Annotated in this window: 21 protein-coding genes; 13 read left to right on the forward strand and 8 right to left on the reverse strand. The window is 63.3% G+C overall.

Annotated features, from left to right (window positions below; all coding sequences use genetic code 11):
* Positions 1–8: 8 nt before the first annotated feature.
* The 4 genes from ABNW52_RS09180 to ABNW52_RS09195 all read right to left on the reverse strand — a co-directional run bounded on the left by ABNW52_RS09180 (position 9) and on the right by ABNW52_RS09195 (position 4,160).
* Positions 9–1,259 (reverse strand): cyclopropane-fatty-acyl-phospholipid synthase family protein, encoded by a 1,251-nt coding sequence (locus ABNW52_RS09180; protein ID WP_349586699.1) that lies wholly within the window; start codon positions 1,257–1,259, stop codon positions 9–11.
* Positions 1,225–2,073, reverse strand: coding sequence for a DUF1365 domain-containing protein (locus tag ABNW52_RS09185; RefSeq protein ID WP_349586700.1), 849 nt, complete (start codon positions 2,071–2,073; stop codon positions 1,225–1,227). Before ABNW52_RS09185 ends, ABNW52_RS09180 begins: the two co-directional genes overlap by 35 nt.
* Positions 2,070–3,383 (reverse strand): NAD(P)/FAD-dependent oxidoreductase, encoded by a 1,314-nt coding sequence (locus ABNW52_RS09190; RefSeq protein ID WP_349586702.1) that lies wholly within the window; start codon positions 3,381–3,383, stop codon positions 2,070–2,072. Before ABNW52_RS09190 ends, ABNW52_RS09185 begins: the two co-directional genes overlap by 4 nt.
* 294 nt (positions 3,384–3,677) lie before the next feature.
* Entirely contained in the window at positions 3,678–4,160 is a 483-nt protein-coding gene (locus ABNW52_RS09195; protein WP_349586704.1) for a MarR family winged helix-turn-helix transcriptional regulator, read from the reverse strand.
* A gap of 57 nt (positions 4,161–4,217) precedes the next feature.
* On the opposite strand from ABNW52_RS09195, the gene ABNW52_RS09200 reads away from it, so the two are divergent.
* The gene (locus ABNW52_RS09200; RefSeq protein ID WP_349586707.1) at positions 4,218–5,348 is read left to right on the forward strand and encodes a YbdK family carboxylate-amine ligase; all 1,131 of its coding nucleotides are present in this window, start codon (positions 4,218–4,220) and stop codon (positions 5,346–5,348) included.
* Here ABNW52_RS09200 and tldD read toward each other — a convergent pair.
* From tldD to ABNW52_RS09215, 3 genes are read right to left on the reverse strand one after another with little or no spacing between them, the layout of a single operon-like run.
* Entirely contained in the window at positions 5,345–6,787 is a 1,443-nt protein-coding gene (gene tldD, locus ABNW52_RS09205; protein ID WP_349586709.1) for a metalloprotease TldD, read from the reverse strand. The genes ABNW52_RS09200 and tldD overlap by 4 nt on opposite strands.
* A gap of 12 nt (positions 6,788–6,799) precedes the next feature.
* On the reverse strand, positions 6,800–7,609 hold the full coding sequence (locus ABNW52_RS09210) for a carbon-nitrogen hydrolase family protein (protein ID WP_349586712.1): 810 nt from the start codon (positions 7,607–7,609) through the stop codon (positions 6,800–6,802).
* A 12-nt stretch (positions 7,610–7,621) separates the two neighbouring features.
* Positions 7,622–11,461 (reverse strand): YhdP family protein, encoded by a 3,840-nt coding sequence (locus tag ABNW52_RS09215; protein WP_349586714.1) that lies wholly within the window; start codon positions 11,459–11,461, stop codon positions 7,622–7,624.
* Between the two features lie 28 nt (positions 11,462–11,489).
* Between ABNW52_RS09215 and glnE the strand changes: the two genes are divergently transcribed.
* The 7 genes from glnE to ABNW52_RS09250 all read left to right on the forward strand — a co-directional run bounded on the left by glnE (position 11,490) and on the right by ABNW52_RS09250 (position 18,182).
* Complete coding sequence (glnE, locus tag ABNW52_RS09220) at positions 11,490–14,165, forward strand: bifunctional [glutamate--ammonia ligase]-adenylyl-L-tyrosine phosphorylase/[glutamate--ammonia-ligase] adenylyltransferase (RefSeq protein ID WP_349586715.1); 2,676 nt, start codon at positions 11,490–11,492, stop codon at positions 14,163–14,165.
* Between the two features lie 78 nt (positions 14,166–14,243).
* Entirely contained in the window at positions 14,244–15,167 is a 924-nt protein-coding gene (locus tag ABNW52_RS09225) for a branched-chain amino acid transaminase (RefSeq protein WP_349586717.1), read from the forward strand.
* A gap of 58 nt (positions 15,168–15,225) precedes the next feature.
* Positions 15,226–15,432, forward strand: a complete 207-nt coding sequence (locus tag ABNW52_RS09230; RefSeq protein WP_349586719.1) for a zinc-finger domain-containing protein — start codon at positions 15,226–15,228, stop codon at positions 15,430–15,432.
* Positions 15,433–15,494: 62 nt separating this feature from the next.
* Positions 15,495–16,541, forward strand: a complete 1,047-nt coding sequence (gene waaF, locus ABNW52_RS09235; RefSeq protein ID WP_349586721.1) for a lipopolysaccharide heptosyltransferase II — start codon at positions 15,495–15,497, stop codon at positions 16,539–16,541.
* A 4-nt stretch (positions 16,542–16,545) separates the two neighbouring features.
* Entirely contained in the window at positions 16,546–17,139 is a 594-nt protein-coding gene (locus ABNW52_RS09240) for a TetR/AcrR family transcriptional regulator (protein WP_349586722.1), read from the forward strand.
* A 55-nt stretch (positions 17,140–17,194) separates the two neighbouring features.
* Positions 17,195–17,662 (forward strand): YbaN family protein, encoded by a 468-nt coding sequence (locus ABNW52_RS09245; protein ID WP_349586723.1) that lies wholly within the window; start codon positions 17,195–17,197, stop codon positions 17,660–17,662.
* Positions 17,649–18,182 (forward strand): hypothetical protein, encoded by a 534-nt coding sequence (locus tag ABNW52_RS09250; protein ID WP_349586726.1) that lies wholly within the window; start codon positions 17,649–17,651, stop codon positions 18,180–18,182. Before ABNW52_RS09245 ends, ABNW52_RS09250 begins: the two co-directional genes overlap by 14 nt.
* 7 nt (positions 18,183–18,189) lie before the next feature.
* Here the strand turns inward: ABNW52_RS09250 and ABNW52_RS09255 are convergent, their stop codons facing one another.
* Complete coding sequence (locus tag ABNW52_RS09255; protein WP_349586728.1) at positions 18,190–18,372, reverse strand: hypothetical protein; 183 nt, start codon at positions 18,370–18,372, stop codon at positions 18,190–18,192.
* Positions 18,373–18,484: 112 nt separating this feature from the next.
* On the opposite strand from ABNW52_RS09255, the gene trxB reads away from it, so the two are divergent.
* From trxB to ABNW52_RS09280, 5 genes are all read left to right on the forward strand, one after another.
* Positions 18,485–19,432, forward strand: a complete 948-nt coding sequence (gene trxB / locus ABNW52_RS09260; protein ID WP_349586730.1) for a thioredoxin-disulfide reductase — start codon at positions 18,485–18,487, stop codon at positions 19,430–19,432.
* Positions 19,433–19,509: 77 nt separating this feature from the next.
* Positions 19,510–20,049, forward strand: coding sequence for a Smr/MutS family protein (locus ABNW52_RS09265; RefSeq protein ID WP_349587119.1), 540 nt, complete (start codon positions 19,510–19,512; stop codon positions 20,047–20,049).
* 14 nt (positions 20,050–20,063) lie between these two features.
* Entirely contained in the window at positions 20,064–20,507 is a 444-nt protein-coding gene (locus ABNW52_RS09270) for a peroxiredoxin (protein WP_386107515.1), read from the forward strand.
* A gap of 46 nt (positions 20,508–20,553) precedes the next feature.
* Entirely contained in the window at positions 20,554–21,957 is a 1,404-nt protein-coding gene (locus ABNW52_RS09275) for a PhoH family protein (protein WP_349586733.1), read from the forward strand.
* On the forward strand, positions 21,954–22,799 hold the full coding sequence (locus ABNW52_RS09280) for an alpha/beta hydrolase (protein ID WP_349586736.1): 846 nt from the start codon (positions 21,954–21,956) through the stop codon (positions 22,797–22,799). Before ABNW52_RS09275 ends, ABNW52_RS09280 begins: the two co-directional genes overlap by 4 nt.
* Positions 22,800–22,831 lie beyond the last annotated feature (32 nt).

Consider the following 22,831-nt stretch of genomic DNA (forward strand, 5'->3'; position numbering starts at 1 on the left):
GCAGCGCGCTAGGCACGACGCTGGATTTCCAGTTGGCAAACATCGGTCCTCCCCGCTTCGAACGCCGCAATGCAGTAGTACAGATAGAACTGCCACAGGCGGATGAAGCCATCGTCAAAGCCCTGGCGCCGGATTTGCGGCAGCGCCTGCTCGAAGCGCGCCAGCCAGGCGCGCAGCGTCAGCGCGTAATCGGCGCCGAAGGTGTAGCGATCGGCCAGATGCAACCCGGCACGCTGAATTTCCTGCTGCAACCGCGACGGCGACGGCAGCATGCCACCCGGGAAAATGTATTGCTGGATAAAGTCGGTACCGCTGCGATAGCGTGCGAAATGCTCGTCGCCCATGGTGATTACCTGCACCAGCGCCTTGCCGCCGGGCTTCAGGCAATCGCGCAGCTTGGCGAAGTAGCTTGGCCACCAGCGCTCGCCCACCGCCTCCAGCATCTCGATCGACACGATGTAATCGTACTGGCCGCCGACATCGCGGTAATCCTGCAGCCGCAGCTCGGCCTGCTGTGCCAGCCCGCCTGCGGCCAACCTTTGCTGCGCCCAGTCCAGCTGTTCGGTGGAAAGCGTCAGCCCGGTGACATGCACGCCGCACTGGCGGATCGCCTGCTCGGCAAAGCCGCCCCAGCCGCAACCGATCTCCAGTACGCGCTGCCCGGCGCTGGGCGCCAGTCGTTGCAGGATGCGCTGGTACTTGGCCTGCTGTGCATCCTCCAGCGACAGCGCGGCATTACCGGCATAGATACCGGACGAGTAGCTCATGCCCGGGTCCAGCCACAGCTGGTAGAAGTGATTGCCCAGGTCATAATGGGCATGGATGTTACGGCGGCTGCCACGGCGCGAATTGGCACGCGATAGGTGGCGCAGCAGGTAGCCGAGCGTGCCCAGCCAGCTACCGTGGATGGCACGCTCGAAAGCCGCCTCGTTTTCCAGCGCCAGCTTCAGCAGTGCCGGCCAGTCCGTTGCCGAGACCTGACCATCGCGCCAGGCTTCCGCCAGACCGATATCACCGGCCAGCGCAATGCGGCGCAGCGCGCGCCAGTCGTGCAGCTGCAGCTCGGCACGGCTGCCGTGATGGCGGCCGTTGAACAGCCGCTGGCCGCCATCCGGCGTGTGCAGCAGCAGTTCGCCATACAGCAGCTTTTCCATGCCGGCGAGCAATGGCCGCGCCAGCCAGGGCAGCTTGCCGGCTGCCTGCTGATACGCCGCCGTTGGCGCATCAGCGCGCCGCAGGGTGTCGGAAGCGGTATTCATGAGGTTGTTCTCTGTTGGGGGACGGTTGGGCTTGGTTGTTGGCGACTGCCGCTGGCTCGGCCAAGGCTTGGTGCGGCCTGTCGACACGGCCATCGCTGCCAAAAAATGGCGCCCCCTTGCGCCACAGCCGCCAGGCCTGCCAGTGAATGCGCAGCCACACGGCAAAGGTCAGCGAGGCGCAGGCCAGCACCAGGCGCCAGACGTTGGCCGCCGTGGCGGCTTGCGGCCAACCGTGCTGCCGCGCGGCAAAGTCGCGCCGGCTGCCATCACGGCTGTAGTCGATGGCGACGCTGAAACGGCCGGAGGCGGCATCGCGGTGAAAGCGGAAGCGGTATTCGCCCTCGACCTGGAAAAACGGCGATACCTGCAGCGCCTTGGGGGCGACAAAACCGTCGCGGGGCCGGATCGGCGCCAGGTCTGGATGGTGCAGGCAGTAGTCGTGGTGGGCGCCAAAGGTGTTGTTCACCTCCACCCACACCGCGCGCAATTGCTTGCTGCCATCCAGCACCAGGTAGAAGCTCACCGGGTTGAACACGTAGCCCAGCACCGCCGGCAGGGTATGCAGCTCGATGCGGCCAACCTCGTGCACCCCGTGTTCCTGCAGACGCTGGCATAGCCATGGCCATAGCGCGCTGCCATCGCGCGGACCGTGGCGGCGACGCTGCCAGCGCACCCCGGGCGCCAGCCGCAGCTGCGTCACATCCTGCTGCGGCAGGCTGATCGCCACCCAGGCATGGCGGTAACGGAACTGGTGCCGCACCGGCTGGCTGCGCCCGTGCCAGACCTCGCCCCGGTACAGTTGCGGCGGCTTCACGCCGCCTCCGCCGCTGCCAGTGGCGGCAACACTTCGTGCGCCTGCAAGGGCTGATCCAGCTGCCATGGGATCTCCGCCTGCAGGCCACGCGCCACCGCCATACCGGCCTTCAGGCCATCTTCATGGAAGCCATAGCCGGCCCAGGCACCGGCAAACCAGGTGTGGCGACGGCCCTGAATCTGGGCAATGTCGCGCTGTGCGGCAATGGCGGCGGTATCGAATACCGGGTGCGCATAATCGAACTCGGCCAGCACCTGCTCCGGCTCGCGATAGGGGTTCAGCGTCACCATCACCGGTTGGTTGAACGGCAGCGGCTGCAGCTTGTTCAACAGGTAGCTCACCATCACCGGCTGATCGCTCGGCCCCGGGCTGCCGACACGGTAGTTCCACGCCGCCCAGGCGGCACGCTGCCGGGGCAGGAAGCTCGCATCGGTATGCAGCAGCGCACGGTTGCGCTGATACGGTAAACGCCGCAGCACCCCTTGCTCGGTTGCATCGGCATCGCCCAGCAGCGCCAGCGCCTGATCGCTGTGACAGGCCAGCACCAACTGGTGGTAATGCTCCTCGCCGTGACGGCTGCTGACATACACGCCCTGCTCACTGCGGCGCACCTGCGTTACCGGCGTCTGCAGCCGCAGTTGGCCGCAGCTGGTCAGCATGCGGCGCACATACTCGCGCGAGCCGCCCAGCACCGTCTTCCACTGCGGCCGGTCCAGCACCTGCATCAGGCCATGATTGAGACAGAAATCAAAAAAAGTGGCAGCCGGAAACCGGGAGATGCCGCGGGTGGAGCAGGACCAGATCGCGGCCCCCATCGGCAGCAGGTACCAATCGCGCAGCGGCTGGCCAAACTGATAGCGATCCAGTATCTCGCCCAGCGTCTCACCACTGGCGTGCGCTTCCAGCTGCAGCCGCGGGGCAAGCCAGTGCAGCCGCAGAATGTCTCCCAGCATGTGCCAGAAACGGCCGCGCAGCAGATTGCGACGCTGCACGAACAGACTGCCCAGGCTGGTGCCGGCCCATTCCAGCTGCGGCTGCTCCAGCGCCACCGAGAAAGTCATTTCCGTCTCGTGTACCGCCACGCCCAGCAGGCGGAACAGGCGGGTCAGATTGGGGTAGGTGCGGTCGTTGTGCACCAGGAAGCCGGTGTCCACCGGGGCCGTCACCCCCTGCAAGGTAAGGTCCACGGTATTGCTATGCCCGCCGGCGTAGTCATTGGCTTCGTACACCACGACCTGGTGCCCGCTGCGGCTTAGCAACCAGGCCGCAGACAACCCGGCAATTCCTGCCCCCACCACGGCTATTTTCATTGACTCCTCCTTGGCACTTAAGCCGATGCAGCGACTGACATCTGGCCATGAACTGCAGTGCTGCATACATTTGTACAGTATTTGTACTGTACAAAAAACAAAAAATCAATAAAAAAAGCCAGTGGATGGCTCCGCAGTAGCTTTGCTACATAAGTCAGGATCGGCCTGCGTAGGGTGACATGGCCCCGCCTCTCCAGAGACCTGACCACAAGTTGGCTTGCCTATAGTTCCAGGCGCAACAAGGAGATAAGCCTGTTTGCTCTCACTATGGCAGCACGAGGGCGTTGCCCAATCTTATTCGGTAAACGGTAGCGGACTGTTACCGCCTACCTGCAGGTTCACATGCATGACAGACAGCAGCGCGGCAAGGCCTGTCGACAGGTCGGCAAGTTGCTGCGGTGACATGCGCGATAGCGCCTCCGGCAGCCAGCCACGTGGCGCATAGTCAGCTTTGCCGACCAACTCCCGCCCCGTATCGCTCAACACCACCTCGACGACCCGCATGTCCTGTGCATTCCGCTGGCGCTGCAGGTAGCCCAATTCATCGAGCCGCAACAGCATATTGCTGAGCGTTGCCGGTTTGATGGACATGCGGGCAGCCAGTTCGCCAGCCTTGAGTGGACCATTGTCACGCAGCTCAACCAGCAGCCAGGCCTGTGCGCCGGAAATACCCAGCAGCTTCTCGATATCGGCGGAATGCTGCTGTGCGGCGCGAAACACCACGCGGAACTGCTTGAGCACGTCCAGCGGTGCATTCGGAACTTTTGTATCGGTCATAAGCTCTGTTTAGAGGGTTTTTGTTTTTGTACAAAACAATAAATAGGGAGGCAAGACATGCATCTAGACGAATTTGCCCGTTCCGAGCTTGGCACCCTGGGAGTTGAACTGGAAATTCAGCTACTGGATCGCGACACGCTAGACCTCAAGCCCTGCGCGGAGGAACTCTTGGCAAAGCGGGAAAGCTGCGATTTTCCACATTTCAAACAAGAAGTTACCTGCTCGATGGTGGAAATCAACAGCAGCATTCACCACGACACGGCGACACTGGCAACAGAACTGCAGCACCTCGCCCAGCGCTTGCAACAGTTGGCCGCATCTTGCGGTGCCATCCCCTGCGGTGGCGGTACTCATCCGTTTCAGGACTGGCGTGAACGCCAGATCAGCGACAAGCCGCGTTACCAGGCGTTTGCCGAGCAATATGGCTACCTGGCGCGGCAGTTTACCGTGTTCGGCCAGCACATCCACATCGGTTGCCCGGATGGCGATACCGCGATCTGGCTTTGTCACGCGCTAGGCTATTACATCCCCCATCTGATCGCACTGTCGGCCGCGTCACCGTTTGTACAGGGCGAGGCAACATCGTTTGCCTCATCGCGCAGCAATACGGTGCTGGCATTCCCCAATAGTGGCCACCTGCCGGGCAACATCAAAAACTGGCAGGACTTCCAATCGCTTGCCACACAACTTGCCAGCTGCGGCGTGATTCAGTCGCTGAAGGATTTGTACTGGGACATTCGCCCCAAACCGGAATACGGCACGGTAGAGCTACGGATTTTCGACACCCCGTACCGGCTGACACGCGCGACGGAGCTGGCGGCAGTGGTACAGGCGCTGGCCCTCTATTTTGTCAGCACGCGCCCCATGTTGCCTGGCCGGGAGGCGCTGTACAGCGTGTATGCCTACAATCGTTTCCAGGCGGCACGCTTTGGCAGCATCGCCGAGTTCATCGACGTGCGCTGCGGCCAACGTCGTCCGCTACGCGACAGCCTGCTGCAGTTACTGACTGAGTCGGCCCCGTATGCCGCCAGCCAGCATGCCGCCGATTGCCTGCTGCGCTTGCAACAGGCAATCGAGCAAGACACGCTGGACTACCAGCGGGCCATGCGCCTGGCCGCGCAGCACCAGGATCTGCGTCTGGTGCAACAGCAGCTGGCCGCCGACTGGGTGGCTGCCTCGGCCAATTAGACGGCCGTGCCCCCCACGGTCAGCCCGCCGTCGATGCGCAGCGTGGGCTGCCCTACTCCCACCGGCACGCTCTGGCCTTCTTTGCCGCACACCCCCACGCCCTCATCCAGCGCCAGATCGTTGCCGATCATACCGACGTAATTCAGCACCTCCGGACCGTTGCCGATCAGGGTGGCCCCCTTGACCGGATAGGCAAGCTTGCCGTTTTCGATCTTCCACGCTTCGGAGGCGGAAAACACGAACTTACCGCTGGTAATGTCCACCTGGCCACCGCCAAAGTTGGCCGCATAAATGCCATCTTTCACCGAGGCGATGATTTCTTCCGGTGATTTGTCGCCGGCCAACATATAGGTGTTGGTCATCCGCGGCATCGGCAGATGGGCATAAGACTCGCGCCGGGCATTGCCGGTCGGGGCCATGCCCATCAGCCGCGCATTCATCGCATCCTGCATATAGCCTTTCAGGATGCCGTCCTCGATCAACGTAGTGCAGTGGGTGGCATTGCCTTCGTCGTCGATAGCCAGTGACCCGCGGCGCCCCGGCAAGGTGCCGTCATCCACGACCGTCACCCCCGACGCTGCCACGCGCTGGCCGATGCGGCCGCTGAATGCTGAGGTGCCCTTGCGGTTGAAGTCGCCTTCCAGTCCGTGGCCAATAGCCTCATGCAGCAGCACGCCAGGCCAGCCAGATCCCAGCACCACAGTCATGGCGCCGGCCGGCGCCGGGCGGGATTCCAGATTGATCAGCGCCTGGCGTACTGCCTTGTCTACGTGACGGGCAATAAAGTCATCACTGAAGCCGGTGAGGTCATAACGACCGCCGCCACCGCTGCTACCCATTTCACGGCGGCCATCCTGCTCGGCAATCACCGTTACCGACATGCGCACCAGTGGGCGCACGTCGCCAGCACGCACGCCATCGTGGCGCGCGATGTACACCACGTCGTATTCGGCCACCAACCCGGCCATTACCTGGATGACGCGCGAATCGCTGGCACGCGCCAGTCGTTCCACCTTTTCCAGCAACGCCACCTTGGCTTCAGCCGGCAGGCTGTCCACCGGATCCAGTGCCGGGTACAAGGCCTGTGCCTGGCGTGACTGCACCGCACCGGCATTGCCGTGGCCGCCCGCCGCGCCGATGGCGCGCACCGCATCGGCCGCCTGGCCCAAGGCAAAGGCGCTGATATCGTCGGAATAGGCAAACGCGGTCTTGTCGCCGGAAACGGCACGCACTCCCACGCCCTGATCAATGCTGAAACTCCCCGCCTTGACGATGCCCTCTTCCAGACTCCAGCCCTCGGTGCGGGTGTACTGGAAGTACAGATCGGCGTAATCCACCTGGTGGGCCAGCATGCGCCCCAACGTGGCGTCGATCACGCGCTCGTCGACGCCATACGGGGCCAGCAACAGGTTGTCTGCAATGGCTTGTGCGTTGCTCATAATCTTGTTCTTTCAGGAAAACACGCGATGCGCCAGCGCCGGCAAGCGCTCACGCACCGACTGGATCAGGTCGGGGTCGATCTCGGCTATCACCACGCCCTCGCCCTTGGGCAGTGCGGCCACAATGCGGCCCCACGGGTCGATGATGATGCTCTGACCATAGGTCTTGCGGCCGTTTTCGTGCTCGCCGCCTTGCGCCGAGGCCAGCACATAGCACTGGTTTTCAATGGCGCGGGCGCGTAGCAGCACTTCCCAGTGCGCCTCACCCGTTGTTGCGGTGAACGCCGCCGGCAGCACCAGCAGGTCGAATGGAGCCAACTGGCGAAACAGCTCGGGGAAGCGCAGGTCGTAACAAATACCGAAGGCGATATCCGCCAGTGGCGTGCTGACCTTCAAGGGCTGATCCCCGGCCGCGATGCTGTCGGATTCGCAGTACCGCTCACCCTGCCCGGTAAAACCGAACAGGTGAATCTTGTCGTAACGCCCGGCCACGCTGCCATCCGGCGCGAACAGCAGCAAGGTGTTATAGACCTTGTCCGGCTGCGGGCAAGCCAGCGGCACCGTGCCGCCTACCAGCCACACGCCGTGTTGGCGCGCCATGGCGGCCAGACCCTGCTGCAACGGGCCTTCCGCGAACGCTTCGCGAATCGCCACCTTGTCGCCATCCTGCCGGCCCATCAGGCAGAAATACTCCGGCAGCACCACCAGTTCGGCGCCCTGCGCCGCGGCCTCGGCAACCAGTGCGGCGGCACGTTGCAGGTTCTGCTGCGGGTCGGTGCCGGACACCATCTGTATTGCGGCGACCTTGAACGCTTTTTTCATGGATTGCTCCAGCTAGGGAGACGGCTTCGTCTCGGGTCGTTTTTCCACCTGCTGCCCGACTTTGCGCACTTGCGGCTCGTTCAGGCTACCGGTGATTTCGTATTCGTAGGACAGTATCTGACTGACAGGATCCTGCAACAGTTTCTGTGCCGCAAACGCCACCGCACCGGCCACCGGGTTCAACAACGTGGCACCGGTGATCACCGCCACGCTTTCCGACAGCGCGGGGGTGATCCGTACCAGCACCTGTTGCCGGTTGTTGGCCAGATCGGCTTCACCGCTCATCGCCACCTTGGCTGCCGGCCCCTGAATCCGCACATCGTTGGAGCGGAACACGCCGGAGTCAATGTTGGCCGTGCCGCGCAGACTGTCGAAGGCAAAGCCGCTGCTGAACACATCGGTGAAATCCAGGCGAATGCGGCGGGTCAGCGACTGCAGGCTGAGCAGGCCAAGCAGGCGACCGGCACCGGGATCGACCTGCGCAAACTGCCCCTTGCCCATATCCAGCTTCACGGTGCCGCTCAAGCGCGACAGATCGAATGCGGCCAACTGTCCCAGCCATTGCACGCTACCGGACATCTCGCCCGAGCCGCCCTTCAGCATGCCGGCCAGGCCAATGCGATCCAGCAACGCGCCGGCATTATTGGCCTGCAGGCTGAACTCCAGCTCGGTACGCCGCCCGCCGCTGCCAGCCCCTTCCGGCGCGGCGCCTTTCACCCGCAATTCGGCTTCCGGCGACTGCAACACCACCTCGTCCAGCAGCCAGAGTTGCGGTTGATGGTGCGCCTGCAGGCGCATGGCGCCAAGCTCGTGACCGGACAGCTGCAGGGCATCCACCTGTACATCCAGTGCCGGGATGGATTGTTGCGATTCGTCGACCGGTTCGCCCTCCAGCAGCGGCAGCGGCAAGGCCAGCCGTTGCATGCGGGCATGCAGCACACCACTGCCGGCAGGCTGGTAATTGAACTTGCCTTGCAGCTCCCGCGCCTGCAGCTGCAGGTCAAACGCAGCGGCGCCACCCTGCCAGTCCAGCTGTCCGGCCACATCGTGCAGCTGCTTGCCGCCGGCCTGCAGCAGCGGGGTATCCACCCGTACCCGCAGTGGTGGCATCGCCGTATCGCTATTGCCGCCGGCGGTGCTTACGGCGGCCAGCCACTCTTCCAGCTTCAGCTGCGGCACGCGGCCATAGATATCGATATTGTCCTGCGGCTCGGGTGAGGCCACGCCCACGCCAACCCCTACGCCTTGCAAGCCGCCATCTGCGGCCAACGTTACCACGCCGGCAGCGCGATCCTGCTGACGCCAATCCAGCCGCCAGCCACGCAACGCAGGGCGCAGGGCCAGCGTAAGTGGCCAGTTGTCCGGCGCCGCCTTGGTCAGCGGCGCCGGCGCCGTGCTGCTGATGCCTTGCAGGCTGGTCTCGATGGTCAATTCATCCAGATTGCTGCCGACTGTAAAGCGGGCCTGATATGGCGTGCTGCCACTGAGGTAGCGGCTGAGCAACGGCACGTACTGCGTGGTGACCTGTGGCAGCTCCAGCTCACCGCTGCTGACAAAATGCGACTTGCCGGCGGCATCCAGCGTGGCGGTGAGGTGGCTGCGGCCGCCAAAGGCGCTGTAATCGATGCCGGGGCTGGACACGCCGCGCTCATTGAAGCGCAGCACGCCGGCGACATCCTGCAGCACCGGCAGCGGCAGGCTGCGCAGCTGCAGGCGGTTGCCCGGTAGCGTCACGACGCCATCCACTTTTGTATCGGCCACGTGCGCCAGCGGAATATTCAGCCCCAGCTGCAGACTGCCGCGACCGGTGCTGTCAATGGTGGCAAGAAAACCATCCAGCCAGCCATCCACCGGGCTGGCACGGGTGTACGCCAGCATTTTGGTGAGTTCACCCTGGGCGCGGCCGTTGATCAGCAGGCGCTGGTCGCCGCGCGTGGTGTCCGGTAGCTCAGCGCTAACGCCATCCAGTGCCACGCCGGCGGTCTGCGCCCGCTCGGCATCGATGCGGATGTCGTCGTTGCGCATGCTGAACCGGCCCTGAATGGCGGTAATAGCCGGCCAGTCCGGCTCGAACTGCAATTTGCCATCCTGAATGTCAGCCGACACCTCGAACCGCCCCTGTTTGCCATCGGCAAAGGGAAACGCCACCAGATTGCCCTGCAGACTGGCACGCACCTGACGCGCCTCGCCACCCTGCAATGCGGCGCGCAGCCAGTGCACGGTGTCGGCGCCAATCAGCGCCGGCAGATAGGCCGGCACGCGGCTGGCCGGCACGCTGTCGGCCGCCAGCTTCAGGTCGCTGCGTACCGAGCCATCCGGCGGCAGCTGCAGGCTGCCGTTGATGGTGGCCGACAGATCCGGCGTGGTGATTGTTACCGTCGGCACCGCCACTTGCCAGCTGCTGCCGCTGCGCTGCCATTCAAGGTTGGCCGCAAGCTGCTGCATGGCGACCGGCTGCGGCAGTTCGCCGGGAATGGCCAGCTGCAGTTTGCGGCCATCCAGCTGCAGCTGCCCACCCTTGGCCGAGGCGCTGACGCGACCAGCCACGCCGCCATCCAGACGGATGCCGTTGTGCAACTGCAAGGTCAGACCGGCAAAACGGGTGGCAAATTGATAATCACGCAGCTGCTGCAGTTGGCCGCGCCAGCTGAGTTCCAGCTGCTGCAACTGGCCATCCACCTGCGCCAGCTGACTATCCGCCAGCGTCGGCCAGTGCGGCGACAGCAACGGCAACACTGGCGCCAGCGACAATCCGCTGATACGCACACTGCCACCCTGCTGCTCCTGCCACTGCGCATTGATGGCAGCATCGGCCAGCAGCTTGCCGTACTGGGTGTTGACCACCAGGTGGCTGGCCTGCAGTGCGTGGCTGCCCGGCTGTGCGCTCTGGTAATCCAGTTCGCCCGCCAGATGCGGCAACGGCAGCGCCTTACCTGCCAGCGACAGCGCCACCTTCTCTACCTGCCACTTGCCGGCCAGGGTAGTGACACGCCCTTCGGCAAACGCCATGCGCAACTGCGACGACGCCGCCCCACCTACCGAGAACGGCGCATCCGGCCAGTAACGCTGCAGCCAGTTCAGCTCCGGCGCGTCGGCTTTCAGCGCCACCTCGCCCGCCCACTCTCGCCAGTCGCGCATGCGGCCGCCGCGCCAACTACCCTCCAGGTCCAGCCGGGACAGCAGGGCGCTCTCCGGCTTGGCCTGCACCTGCAGGCGATGACTGAGCAGCCCGGCAAACAGCTGCAGGCGCATGTCGCGCGCCGACAATGGTGGCAGGCCCAGTAGCTGGTCGTGCCAGGTAAAGCGCTGCAGCAACACATCCACTTCGTCTTGCCGCAGCAGCCAGTCGAGAGCGGCACCGTCACCCTTGCCTTCGTCCAGCGCCACGCCGTTCAGGCGCAGGCGGCCATTCGACAGGCGCTGCAGGTCCAGCGCCAGGCCGCGCAGGGTAATGCGCGCCAGCCGCGGCTCCAGATACAGCAGGCTTTTCCAGGCCGGAACCAGCTGCGCTTCGCGCAGCAGCATCGGCGGCGCGTCACTACGCGGGCGGATGGACACCTGGCTCAGTGTGATTTGTGGCGCCCACACCTGCCATTGTCCGGCAATGCGGCCAACCGTAACCGGCATGCCGATACTGGCGCTGGCCCAGCGCTCGATGTCGGGGCGAAAGCGGTCCACATTGGGCAAAAACAGGAAGCGGAACAACAGAAAAGCGGCGGCCAGCGCCAGCGTCAACAGCAGCAATAGCAGGCTGCTCAGCCGCAGTACGCGCCGCAGCAAAGACACCACCCGCAGGCTGCGATCATCGCGCGCTGCGTTCGGGTCGGTAGAAGGGGTAGAATGGTGAGTCACGATTTCGTCATAGCGTTGAAGGCGCATTATGCCAGCAAACACCGCCGTCATCCCAGCAGCCAGAACATTCAGTTACTACCTCGATCGCCAGCTGTCCGCCTACCCGGAACAGCTTGCCCTGCTTACCGAACGGCTGCAGCTGCCATTCGACCAGGCGGAAATGCAGGCCTTTGCCGACTGGGACAGTGTGGACAGCATGGAAGTGCTGCAAACCCTGCTCCGCAAATTGCGCACCGCGGTCATGGCGCGACTGATTGCCCGAGACGTCGGCGGCCTGGCCGACCTGGACGAGGTGGTGCGCACCATCAGCCTGCTGGCCGACTTCGTCATCAACATCACCCTGCCGATTGCCAAGCGTACCCTGGCGCACTTTGGCGAGCCGATCGGCGAGGACAGCGGCGAGGTGCAGGAGCTGATCGTGGTCGGCATGGGCAAGCTGGGCGGCCACGAGCTGAATGTATCGTCCGACATCGATCTGATCTTCCTGTACCCGGAAGGCGGCGACACCAATGGCAGCCGCAAGCTGGCCAACCACGAGTACTTTACCCGGCTGGGCAAGCTGCTGATCGCCGCACTCAACGACCTGACCTTCGATGGCCAGGTGTTCCGCGTCGACATGCGGCTGCGGCCGTATGGCGATTCTGGCCCGCTGGTGATGAGTCTGGCGGCACTGGAAAACTACCTGCTGAGCCAGGGGCGGGAATGGGAGCGCTACGCCTGGATCAAGGCACGGGTAATCGCCGGCGATGCCAGCCAGCTGGAGCCGCTGACCCGCCCCTTCGTATACCGTAAGTACCTGGATTACGGCGCTTATGGCGCGATGCGAGACCTGCACGCGCAGATTCGCCGCGAAGTGGCACGCCGCGACATGGCGGAAAACATCAAGCTGGGGCCGGGCGGCATCCGCGAAGTGGAGTTCATCGCTCAGGTGTTCCAGCTGATCCGCGGCGGACGCGAGCGCCGGCTGCAGCTGAAAAGCACCCGCGACACGTATGCCGTGCTGGCCGAACTGCGCTTGCTGGAGCCGGACACCGTGACCGAACTGCTGCAGGCCTATACCTTCCTGCGCAATCTGGAGCACCGCCTGCAATATCTGGATGACCAGCAGACGCAGAACCTGCCGGGCAACGACGAAAACCAACGCCGCATTGCTGTCAGCATGGGCTTTGCCGACTGGCAGGCGTTTATGGACGAGCTGAACCAGCATCGTCGCAAGGTGGCGCGACACTTCGAGCAGGTATTCTTCCTGCCCACCGAAGGCGCACCAGCACATCCACTGGAAAGCCTGTGGCGTGACATTGCCGATACCGATGTCGACAGTCAGTTGGCCGCACTGGGCTATCAGGATGCCAGCGCGATCCAGACACAACTGCGCAGCCTGAAAGCCAGCCAGCGTTACCAGCAGCTGCCGGATGGCGGCCGCAAGAAACTGGACGCACTGATGGGGCCGCTGACCGAAGTCGCCGCCGGCTTTGAGAACCCGGACACCACGTTGTCGCGCGTGCTGACGCTGATCGAGGCCATCAGCCGCCGCTCCTCCTATCTGTCGCTGCTGCAGGAATACCCGCAGACCCTGCAGCGCCTGGCATCGCTGTGCTCCGCCAGCGCCTGGGTGTCCGGCTACCTCACCCGCCACCCCATCCTGCTGGACGAGCTGCTGGATGCCCGCGTACTGTATGCCACGCCAGACTGGCCACAGTTGGCCGCACAACTGCAACAGCAGCTGGAAGACTGCCAGGGCGATGTCGAGGCCAAGATGGACACCCTTCGCCACTTCCAGCATGCGCAGACCTTCCGGCTGGTGGCGCAGGATCTGGCCGGCATGTGGACGCTGGAGGCGCTGTCGGACGAGCTGTCGCGACTGGCCGACCTGGTGTTGGCTGCTACTCTGCAACATGCCTGGCAAGACATCCCCAAGCGCCATCGCGAGGTACCGCTGTTTACCATCATCGGCTACGGCAAGTTGGGTGGTAAAGAGCTGGGCTACGCCTCCGACCTCGATGTGATCTTCCTGTACGACGACGAGCATCCGGACGCCGCCGAACTGTACTCGCGGCTGGCGCGCAAGATGACCACCTGGCTCACCAGCACCACCTCGGCAGGCGTGCTGTACGACATCGACCTGCGCCTGCGCCCCAACGGCTCCAGCGGCCTGCTAGTCAGCACTACCGATGCCTTTCGCCACTATCAGCATCACGATGCCTGGCTGTGGGAACATCAGGCACTGACCCGCGCCCGTTTTGTCTGCGGCAATGTCGAGATCGGCGCGCGCTTCGACGCCATTCGCGAAGAGGTGCTGTCCTTGCCACGCGAACAGGCCAAGTTGGCCGCAGAAGTGGTCGCCATGCGCAACAAGATGCTGGAGACCCATCCGTCACGCGATGACGATGTAAAGCATGCGCGCGGCGGTATCGTGGATGTGGAGTTCATCGTGCAGTACCTGATCCTGGCGCATGCCCGTCAGGTACCGGGGCTGCTGGCCAACAGCGGCAACATCGCGCTGCTGGCCACCGCAGCCGACGCCGGGCTGGTGCCTGCGGCGCTGGCCAACCAGGCGCGCGATGCCTATCGCACCTATCGCCGCCTGCAGCATGCCAGCCGCCTGAACGACAGCAGCAAGGTCAGCCATGCACCGCTGGAGTGCTATCAGCAGGTACAGGCGCTATGGCTGGCGGTATTTGGTGCCGCCGCCAGCGCGCCATGAAAGCCATAACACTTTGCAGGATGGCGACTGTATAATCGCCGCACACTCGAAAAACAGGACAAGACGGAGAACTCACCCATGTCGATGGCAGATCGCGACGGATACATCTGGTACAACGGCGAACTCGTGGAATGGCGCAACGCCACCACCCACGTGCTGACCCACACCCTGCACTACGGCATGGGCGTCTTTGAGGGCGTGCGCGCTTACGAAACCGCCAGCGGCCCGGCGATTTTCCGCCTGCAGGACCATACCGATCGCCTGTTCCGCTCCGCCAAGATTCTGGGCATGAACCTGCCGTTCAGCAAAGAGCAGATCAACCAGGCTCACCTCGATGTGGTGAAAGCCAACAAGCTGCAGTCCTGCTACTTCCGCCCGATGGCGTTCTACGGCTCCGGCAAGCTGGGCGTGGCCCCGAAGCAGGACGACGTACAGGTGATCGTGGCTGCCTGGCCATGGGGCGCCTATCTGGGCGAAGAAGGCCTGGAGCAAGGCATCCGCGTGAAGACCAGCTCCTTCACCCGTCATCACGTGAACATCACCATGTGCAAGGCCAAGGCCAACGGCAACTACATGAACTCCATCCTGGCCAACAACGAAGCCACCGCCGACGGTTACGACGAAGCACTGCTGCTGGACGTGGATGGCTTCGTGGCCGAAGGTTCCGGTGAAAACGTCTTCATCATCCGCAAAGGCAAGCTGTACACCCCGGATCTGACCAGCGCGCTGGAAGGCATCACCCGCGACACAGTGGTGCAGATCGCCGGCGAAATGGGCCTGCAAGTGATCGAGAAACGCATCACCCGCGATGAAGTCTACAGCGCCGACGAAGCGTTCTTCACCGGCACCGCCGCCGAAGTGACGCCGATTCGTGAACTGGATCGCCGCAGCATCGGCGAAGGCAAGCGCGGACCGATTACCGCCGAGATCCAGAAACGCTATTTCGATTGCGTGAAGGGCCTCGACAGCAGCAAACAACACTGGCTGACCTACGTCGGCTGATCACGACACCCGGCGGCTCCGGCCGCCGATTATCGACCACACCGAAAGCAAGTTAAGCATGGCTGAACTGAAAGAAAACACCGCCCGCGTCATCGAAGTTACCGCCAAGGACCTGCCGCTGCACTGCCCGACGCCGGACCAGGTGAAGTGGAACTCCCATCCGCGCGTGTACCTGCCCATCCTCAAAAATGGCGGCGAGGCGCTGTGCCCGTACTGTGGCACGCAGTACAAGTTTACCGGCCCGTTGCCGCATGGCCATCACTAAGCCATCCACTCAATCGCCTGACTCAAAGGTGTAGCCTTGCTGCACCTTTTTTGCTTCTGTACATGATCAAGAAAATCCTGGTGATCGGCCCCTCCTGGGTTGGTGACAGTGTGATGGCGCAGCCGCTTTATCGCCGCCTGCACGAACGCCACCCCGGCCTGGAGCTACACGTATTTGCCCCAGCCTGGACCCTGCCGCTGCTGTCGCGCATGCCGGAAGTGGCCAAGGCCCACCTCAACCCGTTCGGTCACGGCCAGTTGCGCCTGAAAGAGCGCTGGAAAGTCGCCCGCCAGCTACGCACGGAGCGCTTCGATCAGGTGGTGGTACTACCCAACTCGCTGAAGGCGGCGCTGATCCCGTTTCTGAGTGGTATCCCGCTGCGCACCGGCTTTACCGGTGAACTGCGCTACGGCCTGCTCAACGATACCCGCGACTTGAACGAACAGGAGTTGCCCACCATGGTGGAGCGCTTCTGTGCGCTGGCAGAGGCGCCGGGTCAGCCGGTACCGCGGCCGATTCCGCACCCCAGCCTGTCTTCGCGGCGGGAGCAGCAGCAGGAAACCGCGCGCAAACTCGGCATCGACCTGCAGCAGCCGCTGATCGCCATGTGCCCGGGGGCCGAGTATGGCCCGGCCAAACGTTGGCCGGCACGGCACTTTGCCGAACTGGCACGCCGCTATCGCGCCGCCGGTTATCAGGTCTGCCTGTTCGGCTCGGGCAAGGACAAGGAAATCGGCGAGGAAATCGCCAGCCTGTCACAAGGCGCTGCGGCCAACCTTTGCGGCAAGACCGGGCTGGAAGAGGCCATCGACCTGATCGGCCTGGCCAAGCTGGCCGTCTGCAATGATTCTGGGCTGATGCATGTGGCCGCCGCGCTGGATGTGCCGCTGGTCGGCATTTACGGCTCATCCAGCCCGGACTTCACTCCGCCGCTGAGCAACAAGTCGGTGATCGTGTCGCTGAACATGGATTGCAGCCCGTGCTTTGAACGCAACTGCCCGTACAAGCACACGCTCTGCCTGGAAAACCTGCATCCGGCGCAGGTATGGCAAGCGGCGGACGGCCTGTTGCAGCAGGCGAACCCACCAGCAACCTTATCGCAAGAATGAACTCATGAAGCGCAACGAACTGCCCGCCACCCCGGAAGAAAACAGCCGCCGCATGGAACTGGTGCGCGCCGCCGCCCGCCTGTTTCGCGACCAGGGCTATGAGCGCACTACCGTGCGCGACCTGGGCAATGCGGTCGGCCTACAATCGGGCAGCCTGTTCTATCACTTCCGCACCAAGGAAGAAATTCTGGTGGCCGTGATGGCGCTGGGCATCACGGCTACCACCGAGCAGCTGGCCAGTGCGCTGGCTGGCGCCAAGGACACCCGCAGCAAGTTAGCCACCTTGTTCCGCGTCCACCTGCATTCGCTGCTGGGTGACAACCAGGCGGCGCTGGAAGTGATGCTGTACGAATGGCGCAGTGTTTCCGCCGCCGCCAAACCCGGACTGATCGTGCTACGGGACCGCTATGAAGCGCTGTGGCAGCAAGTACTGGATCAGGCGGCCAGTGAGGGCCTGGTCAAACAGGATACCCGGCTGTTGCGCCGCACCCTGCTGGGCAGCCTGCACTGGACTGTGCAGTGGTATCGCAACGACGGCGAACTCAGCGTGGCCCAGCTGGCCGAACGCATGCTGGCACTGGTTATACAGGAAAACTGACTTGCCAATGGCTGGCGTGTGCTCTTGAATGAAGAGGGTTTTGGAGGATTCATAAATGGCAGCACGCCGGCTACGCAAGCATGCTTGGGCAGTGCTGGGCTACCTTAGCCTGGGCTTGGGTCTGCTCGGCGCCGTCACGCCGTTATTGCCCACCACCGTGTTCATCCTGATGGCCGCCGCCTGCTTTACCCGCAGCCACCCGCAGCTGGAACAGCGCCTGCTGCAACACCCGGTTTTTGGCCAAGTTATCCACGACTGGCGCCAGCATCGCGGCATGCGCCGCGGCACCAAGCGGCTTGCACTGGGCAGCATGCTGCTTTCCTTCGGCGTCAGTATCGCGCTTTGCACCCAGCTGCCCTATGTGCAGGCCATGCTGGTCTTGTTGTGGCTGAGCCTGAGCGCCTGGATATTACACCTGCCCACCCTACCCGCCGGGCAGCTGCCACAGCCAATGACCGCGCCGCGGTGTACGCTGCGTAAGCTAACGACTCCGACCGAGGAATATCAAGATGGCCACCATTAACAGCAACTACAGCACCAGTAGCGCAAGTGATGTTGGCCGCAACCTCCAGCTGGACCGGCAACAGCAGGAGCGTCAGCGCCTGCAAAGCGATCAGGCGGCCACGGAATCGGCGCGGCAGGCCGATGTGCGCCAGAACGACACAGTACAAACTGCTCAGGCCGTGCGTGAAAGCGAGTCGGCCGCCGCCGTTCGCAACGGCACCAGCAGCCAGAGCACCCGGCAATTGGAAGACAGCCTCCAGGCGCAGCTGCTGAATACCCGCAACGCCTCGCAAACTGGCACGGTGAGTAGCGCCTCGTCCAACCAGCAAAGCGACGACAAGCCCAGCGGAGAAGACAACCGCCGCCGTGACACCCAGGCCAGTAATCGTCAAGCCACCGGCCAGCCAGTCCAACAGCAGGATACCAGCCGCGCGGAACTCAACGCCTACAGTCAGCAGGCAGCCGTGGCGCAGTATCAAAGCAGCCAGTCGCTACTGCAGGATGCCGGCCCAAGCAGCACGGTACGCACCAGCGCCTGAGCGGGGCTTATGCCCAGGCATCGATATGCTGCCCCAGGTTGGGCGGACTTTCCCGCAAGGTGGCTTCCTGTGTCGGCACTCCTTGCAGCAAGGCCAGCACCGAAGCTTCATCTGCTTGCTGCGCCTGCTTCAGCGCGTAGACCCCTGCCGCCGTCCTTACCCCTTCTGCCGCGCTGCCATTGATTTCCATCGCTACGCCCCCATTAGTGCAAAACTATCCCGTCATTAGCAACGCTTAATCAGCTTGCCCACCACATTATTGCTAAAATAGCGCCAATTCACCGACGCACAGGAAAACGAACATGAGCCAAACTCGTCACTGCCCGCTGTTGATCCTGGGTTCCGGCCCGGCCGGTTACACCGCAGCCGTTTACGCCGCACGCGCCAACCTCAAGCCGGTGCTGATCACCGGCATGGCCCAGGGCGGCCAGCTGATGACCACCACCGACGTAGACAACTGGCCTGCCGACGTTGCCGGCGTACAGGGTTCGGAGCTGATGGTACGCTTCCAGCAGCATGCCGAGCGCTTCGGCACCGAAATGATTTTCGACCACATCCACACAGCCAAGCTGGACGAGAAGCCATTCCGTCTGATCGGTGACTCCGGCGAGTACACCTGCGATGCGCTGATCATCTCCACCGGCGCTTCCGCCAAGTATCTGGGTCTGCCGTCGGAACAGGCGTTCTCCGGCAAGGGTGTCTCCGCCTGCGCTACCTGCGATGGCTTCTTCTACCGCAACCAGGACGTGGCGGTAGTGGGCGGTGGCGACACGGCCGTGGAAGAAGCACTGTACCTGGCCAATATTGCCAAGCACGTTACCCTGATCCACCGCCGCGATAGCTTCCGTGCTGAAAAAATCATGGTGGACAAGCTGAACGCACGTGTAGTCGAAGGCAAGATCACCCTGAAGCTGAACGCCAACCTGGACGAAGTGCTGGGGGACGACAGCGGCGTGACCGGTGCCCGCTTGAAATTCAACGACGGCAGCACGGAAGACCTCAAGCTGATGGGCGTGTTCATCGCCATCGGTCACAAGCCAAACACCGACATCTTCCAGGGCCAGCTGGAGCTGGATGAAACCGGCTACATCGTGACCCGCGGTGGCCGCGACGGCAATGCCACAGCCACCAGCGTACCGGGCGTGTTCGCCGCCGGTGACGTGCAGGATCATATCTACCGCCAGGCGATTACCAGCGCTGCCTCCGGCTGCCAGGCCGCTCTGGACGCCGAACGCTTCCTGGATCACTGAGCCCAACTGCATTGAAGTCGCTCAAGGAGCAACTCAAGCCGATCAAACCACAGGCAAGGCCCGCGAGGGCCTTGCCTGTGGTCGTTGCGGCCAACCCCGAGCCAGAGCCAGACTTCTCCAGCCTGATGCGCAATGTGCAGCCGCTGAAACCGGATGGCCGCGTGCAACACCCACTGCCCCGACCCAAGCCCCGACCGCTGCGTCAGCCGCACAGCAAGCAGGCAGCCAGCACGCCCGACGGCTTGTTTGCCCAGATGCTGGGCTGGTTCGAACCCGCCGACATCGCCCAGCAGCACCGCCGTCCCGGCATGCCCAGCGGTACACTGCGCAAGCTGCGCAGTGGCCACTGGCCGGTATGTGCCGAGCTGGATCTGCATGGCCTGGATCGCTTCGAGGCGCACGAGCGGCTGGCGCTGTTCCTGCACCGTGCACGGCAGGTCGGCCAGTGCGTGCGCATCATTCATGGCAAGGGTTTGAGTTCGCGCGGCGAACCGGTGTTACCCAAAATGGTCCGCGCCTGGCTCAGCCATCACCCGGATGTACTGGCCTTTTGCGAAACTGCCAGCCATCAGGGCGGCAGTGGTGCCGTGCTGGTACTGCTCAAACGCCCATCGTGACAAGGAATATAAGCATGGAAATCTGCCCGACTTTTACCGCACCCACCACCGCTGGCCAAACGATCAGCCTGCCCGATGGCCAGCTGACAGTGCTGTACTTCTACCCCAAAGACAACACCCCGGGCTGCACCACCGAAGCGCAGGGCTTTCGTGACCAGCACGCCGCCTTTGCTGCCGCCGGCGCGCGCATCATCGGCGTATCACGGGATAGCATCAAATCGCATGAGAACTTTAAAGCAAAGTTCGAATTGCCATTTGAATTGATCAGCGATCCGGAGGAAACTGTATGTAATCTGTTCGCTGTCATGAAGCTGAAAAACATGTACGGCAAACAGGTGACAGGGATTGAACGCAGCACCTTTGTGATCGACGGTGCCGGTAACATCCTTCGCCAGTGGCGCGGGTTGAAAGTGCCGGGCCATGTTGAAGAAGTGCTTGCGTTCGTGAACACGCTTTAAGCGGGGCGCACATGGGGTGGGCCCCGCCAGCCAAGGGGGCCCTATCATGGCAAGCCGCAAAAAGAGCAAAAACATCAAACTTTTCGTTCTCGACACCAACGTATTGCTGCATGACCCCACCTGCCTGTTCCGCTTCGAGGAACACGACGTCTTCATTCCCATCATCACGCTGGAAGAGCTGGACACCCACAAGAAGGGCATGTCCGAAGTGGCGCGCAATGCCCGCCAGGCCAGCCGCTTTCTGGATGAAATCGTCAGCCAGGCCGGTGCCGATATCACCGATGGCATCGAGCTGAAAAACGCCAGCCGCGAGGCCGCCACCGGCCGCCTGCTGCTGCAGACCCAGGCTATTCACGCCACGCTGCCGGCCTCGATGCCGGTGGGCAAGGCCGATAACCAGATCCTGGGCATCGTGATGGCGCTCAAGCAGCTGGAGCCGTCGCGCAACGTGATCCTGGTGTCCAAAGACATCAATATGCGCATCAAGGCGCGGGCGCTGGCGCTGGAGGCGGAAGACTACTTCAACGACAAGGTGCTGGAAGACACCGATCTGCTGTACACCGGCATGCGCGAGATCGACCAGGGCTTCTGGGACCGCAACGGCAAAGACCTCAAGTCCTGGCAAGAACACGGCCGCACCTACTACCAGCTGAAAGGCCCGGACGTGCCGGGGTTGATCCTCAATCAACTGCTGTGGCAGCAGGGCGAGCAGCTGCTGCAATGTCGTGTGATCCAGCTGGATGGCAAGACTGCGGTGCTGGAGACCCTGCGCGACTACAGCCATCAGAAGAACAATATCTGGGGCATTACCGCCCGTAACCGCGAGCAGAACTTTGCGCTCAACCTGCTGATGAACCCGGAAGTGGATTTCATCACCCTGCTGGGCCAGGCCGGTACCGGCAAGACCCTGCTGACGTTGGCCGCCGGCCTGGCGATGACGCTGGAGCAGAAGTTGTACAGCGAGATCATCATGACTCGCGTCACGGTGCCGGTGGGTGAGGACATCGGCTTCCTGCCCGGCACCGAAGAGGAAAAAATGATGCCGTGGATGGGGGCGCTGGAAGACAACCTGGACGTGCTGGGCAAGACCGAGGAAGACAGCGGCGACTGGGGCCGCGCCGCCACCCGCGACCTGATCCGCAGCCGCATCAAGGTCAAATCGCTCAACTTCATGCGCGGCCGCACCTTCCTCAACAAGTACCTGATCATCGACGAGGCACAGAACCTGACACCCAAGCAGATGAAAACGCTGATCACCCGTGCCGGCCCCGGCACCAAGGTGGTATGCCTGGGCAACATCAGCCAGATCGACACCCCGTACCTGACCGAAGGCAGCTCCGGCCTGACCTATGTGGTAGACCGCTTCAAGGGGTGGGATCACTCCGGGCACATCACGCTGCAGCGCGGTGAACGCTCGCGGCTGGCCGACCACGCCGCGGAAGTGCTGTGAGCGGCCAGGCACTGGAACTGCTGCACGCGGCAGCCAGCGGCGGAGCCAACGCGGCTCCGCCGCTGTTGTTTGTGCATGGCGCCTACAGTGCGGCCAACTGCTGGCAGCAGCACTTTCTGCCGTGGTTCAGCCAACAGGGTTACGACTGCTGGGCGCTGAGCCTGCGCGGTCACGGCAACAGTCCGGGCCGCGACCGGCTGCACAGTTATGGCATCGCCGACTACGTGGCGGATGTGGCCTGGGCCTGCGGCCAACTACCGCAGCCGCCGGTATTGCTGGGCCACTCCATGGGCGGCTTTGTCATCCAGCAATACTTGCGCCAGCACACCGCCCCGGCGGCCGTGCTGCTGGCCAGCGTGCCGCCGGGCGGACTGGCGCTGTCAACCTGGCGCCTTGCCCTGACCGCGCCGGACATTCTGCTGGGCCTGAACCTGTTCCAGCAGGGCAAACATCAGCCGACAGCGGAGGAAGTGCGCCGCATGTTGCTGTCGCCCGATGTCGACCCTGCCAGCGCGCAATGGCTGGCAAGCAACTGCCAGGTAGAAAGCCAGCGCGCGGTCATGGACATGACACTGACCACCGCACTGTTTACCCGTCACCTGCCCTGCCCGGCGCTGTCACTGGTTGGCCGCAACGATCTACTGGTCAGTCCGCTGGAGGCTACCTCCGGCGGGCACCTGCTCGGCATCAGTATCACCGTGCTACCCGAGCTGGGGCACATGCTGATGCTGGATCACCGCTGGCAAAGCGTGGCGCAGACCGTGGCCGACTGGCTGGCCCGGCAGTTTCCGCAACCGGCCGTAGTCCGCGGCCAACTTGCCGGGCGCGGCAAGGTTTGCTAGCGTGGCCGCCGTTTTGCATGCCGCAACACTAC

The organism is Vogesella oryzagri (genome assembly GCF_040148885.1).
In the GTDB taxonomy this organism is placed as follows: domain Bacteria; phylum Pseudomonadota; class Gammaproteobacteria; order Burkholderiales; family Chromobacteriaceae; genus Vogesella; species Vogesella oryzagri.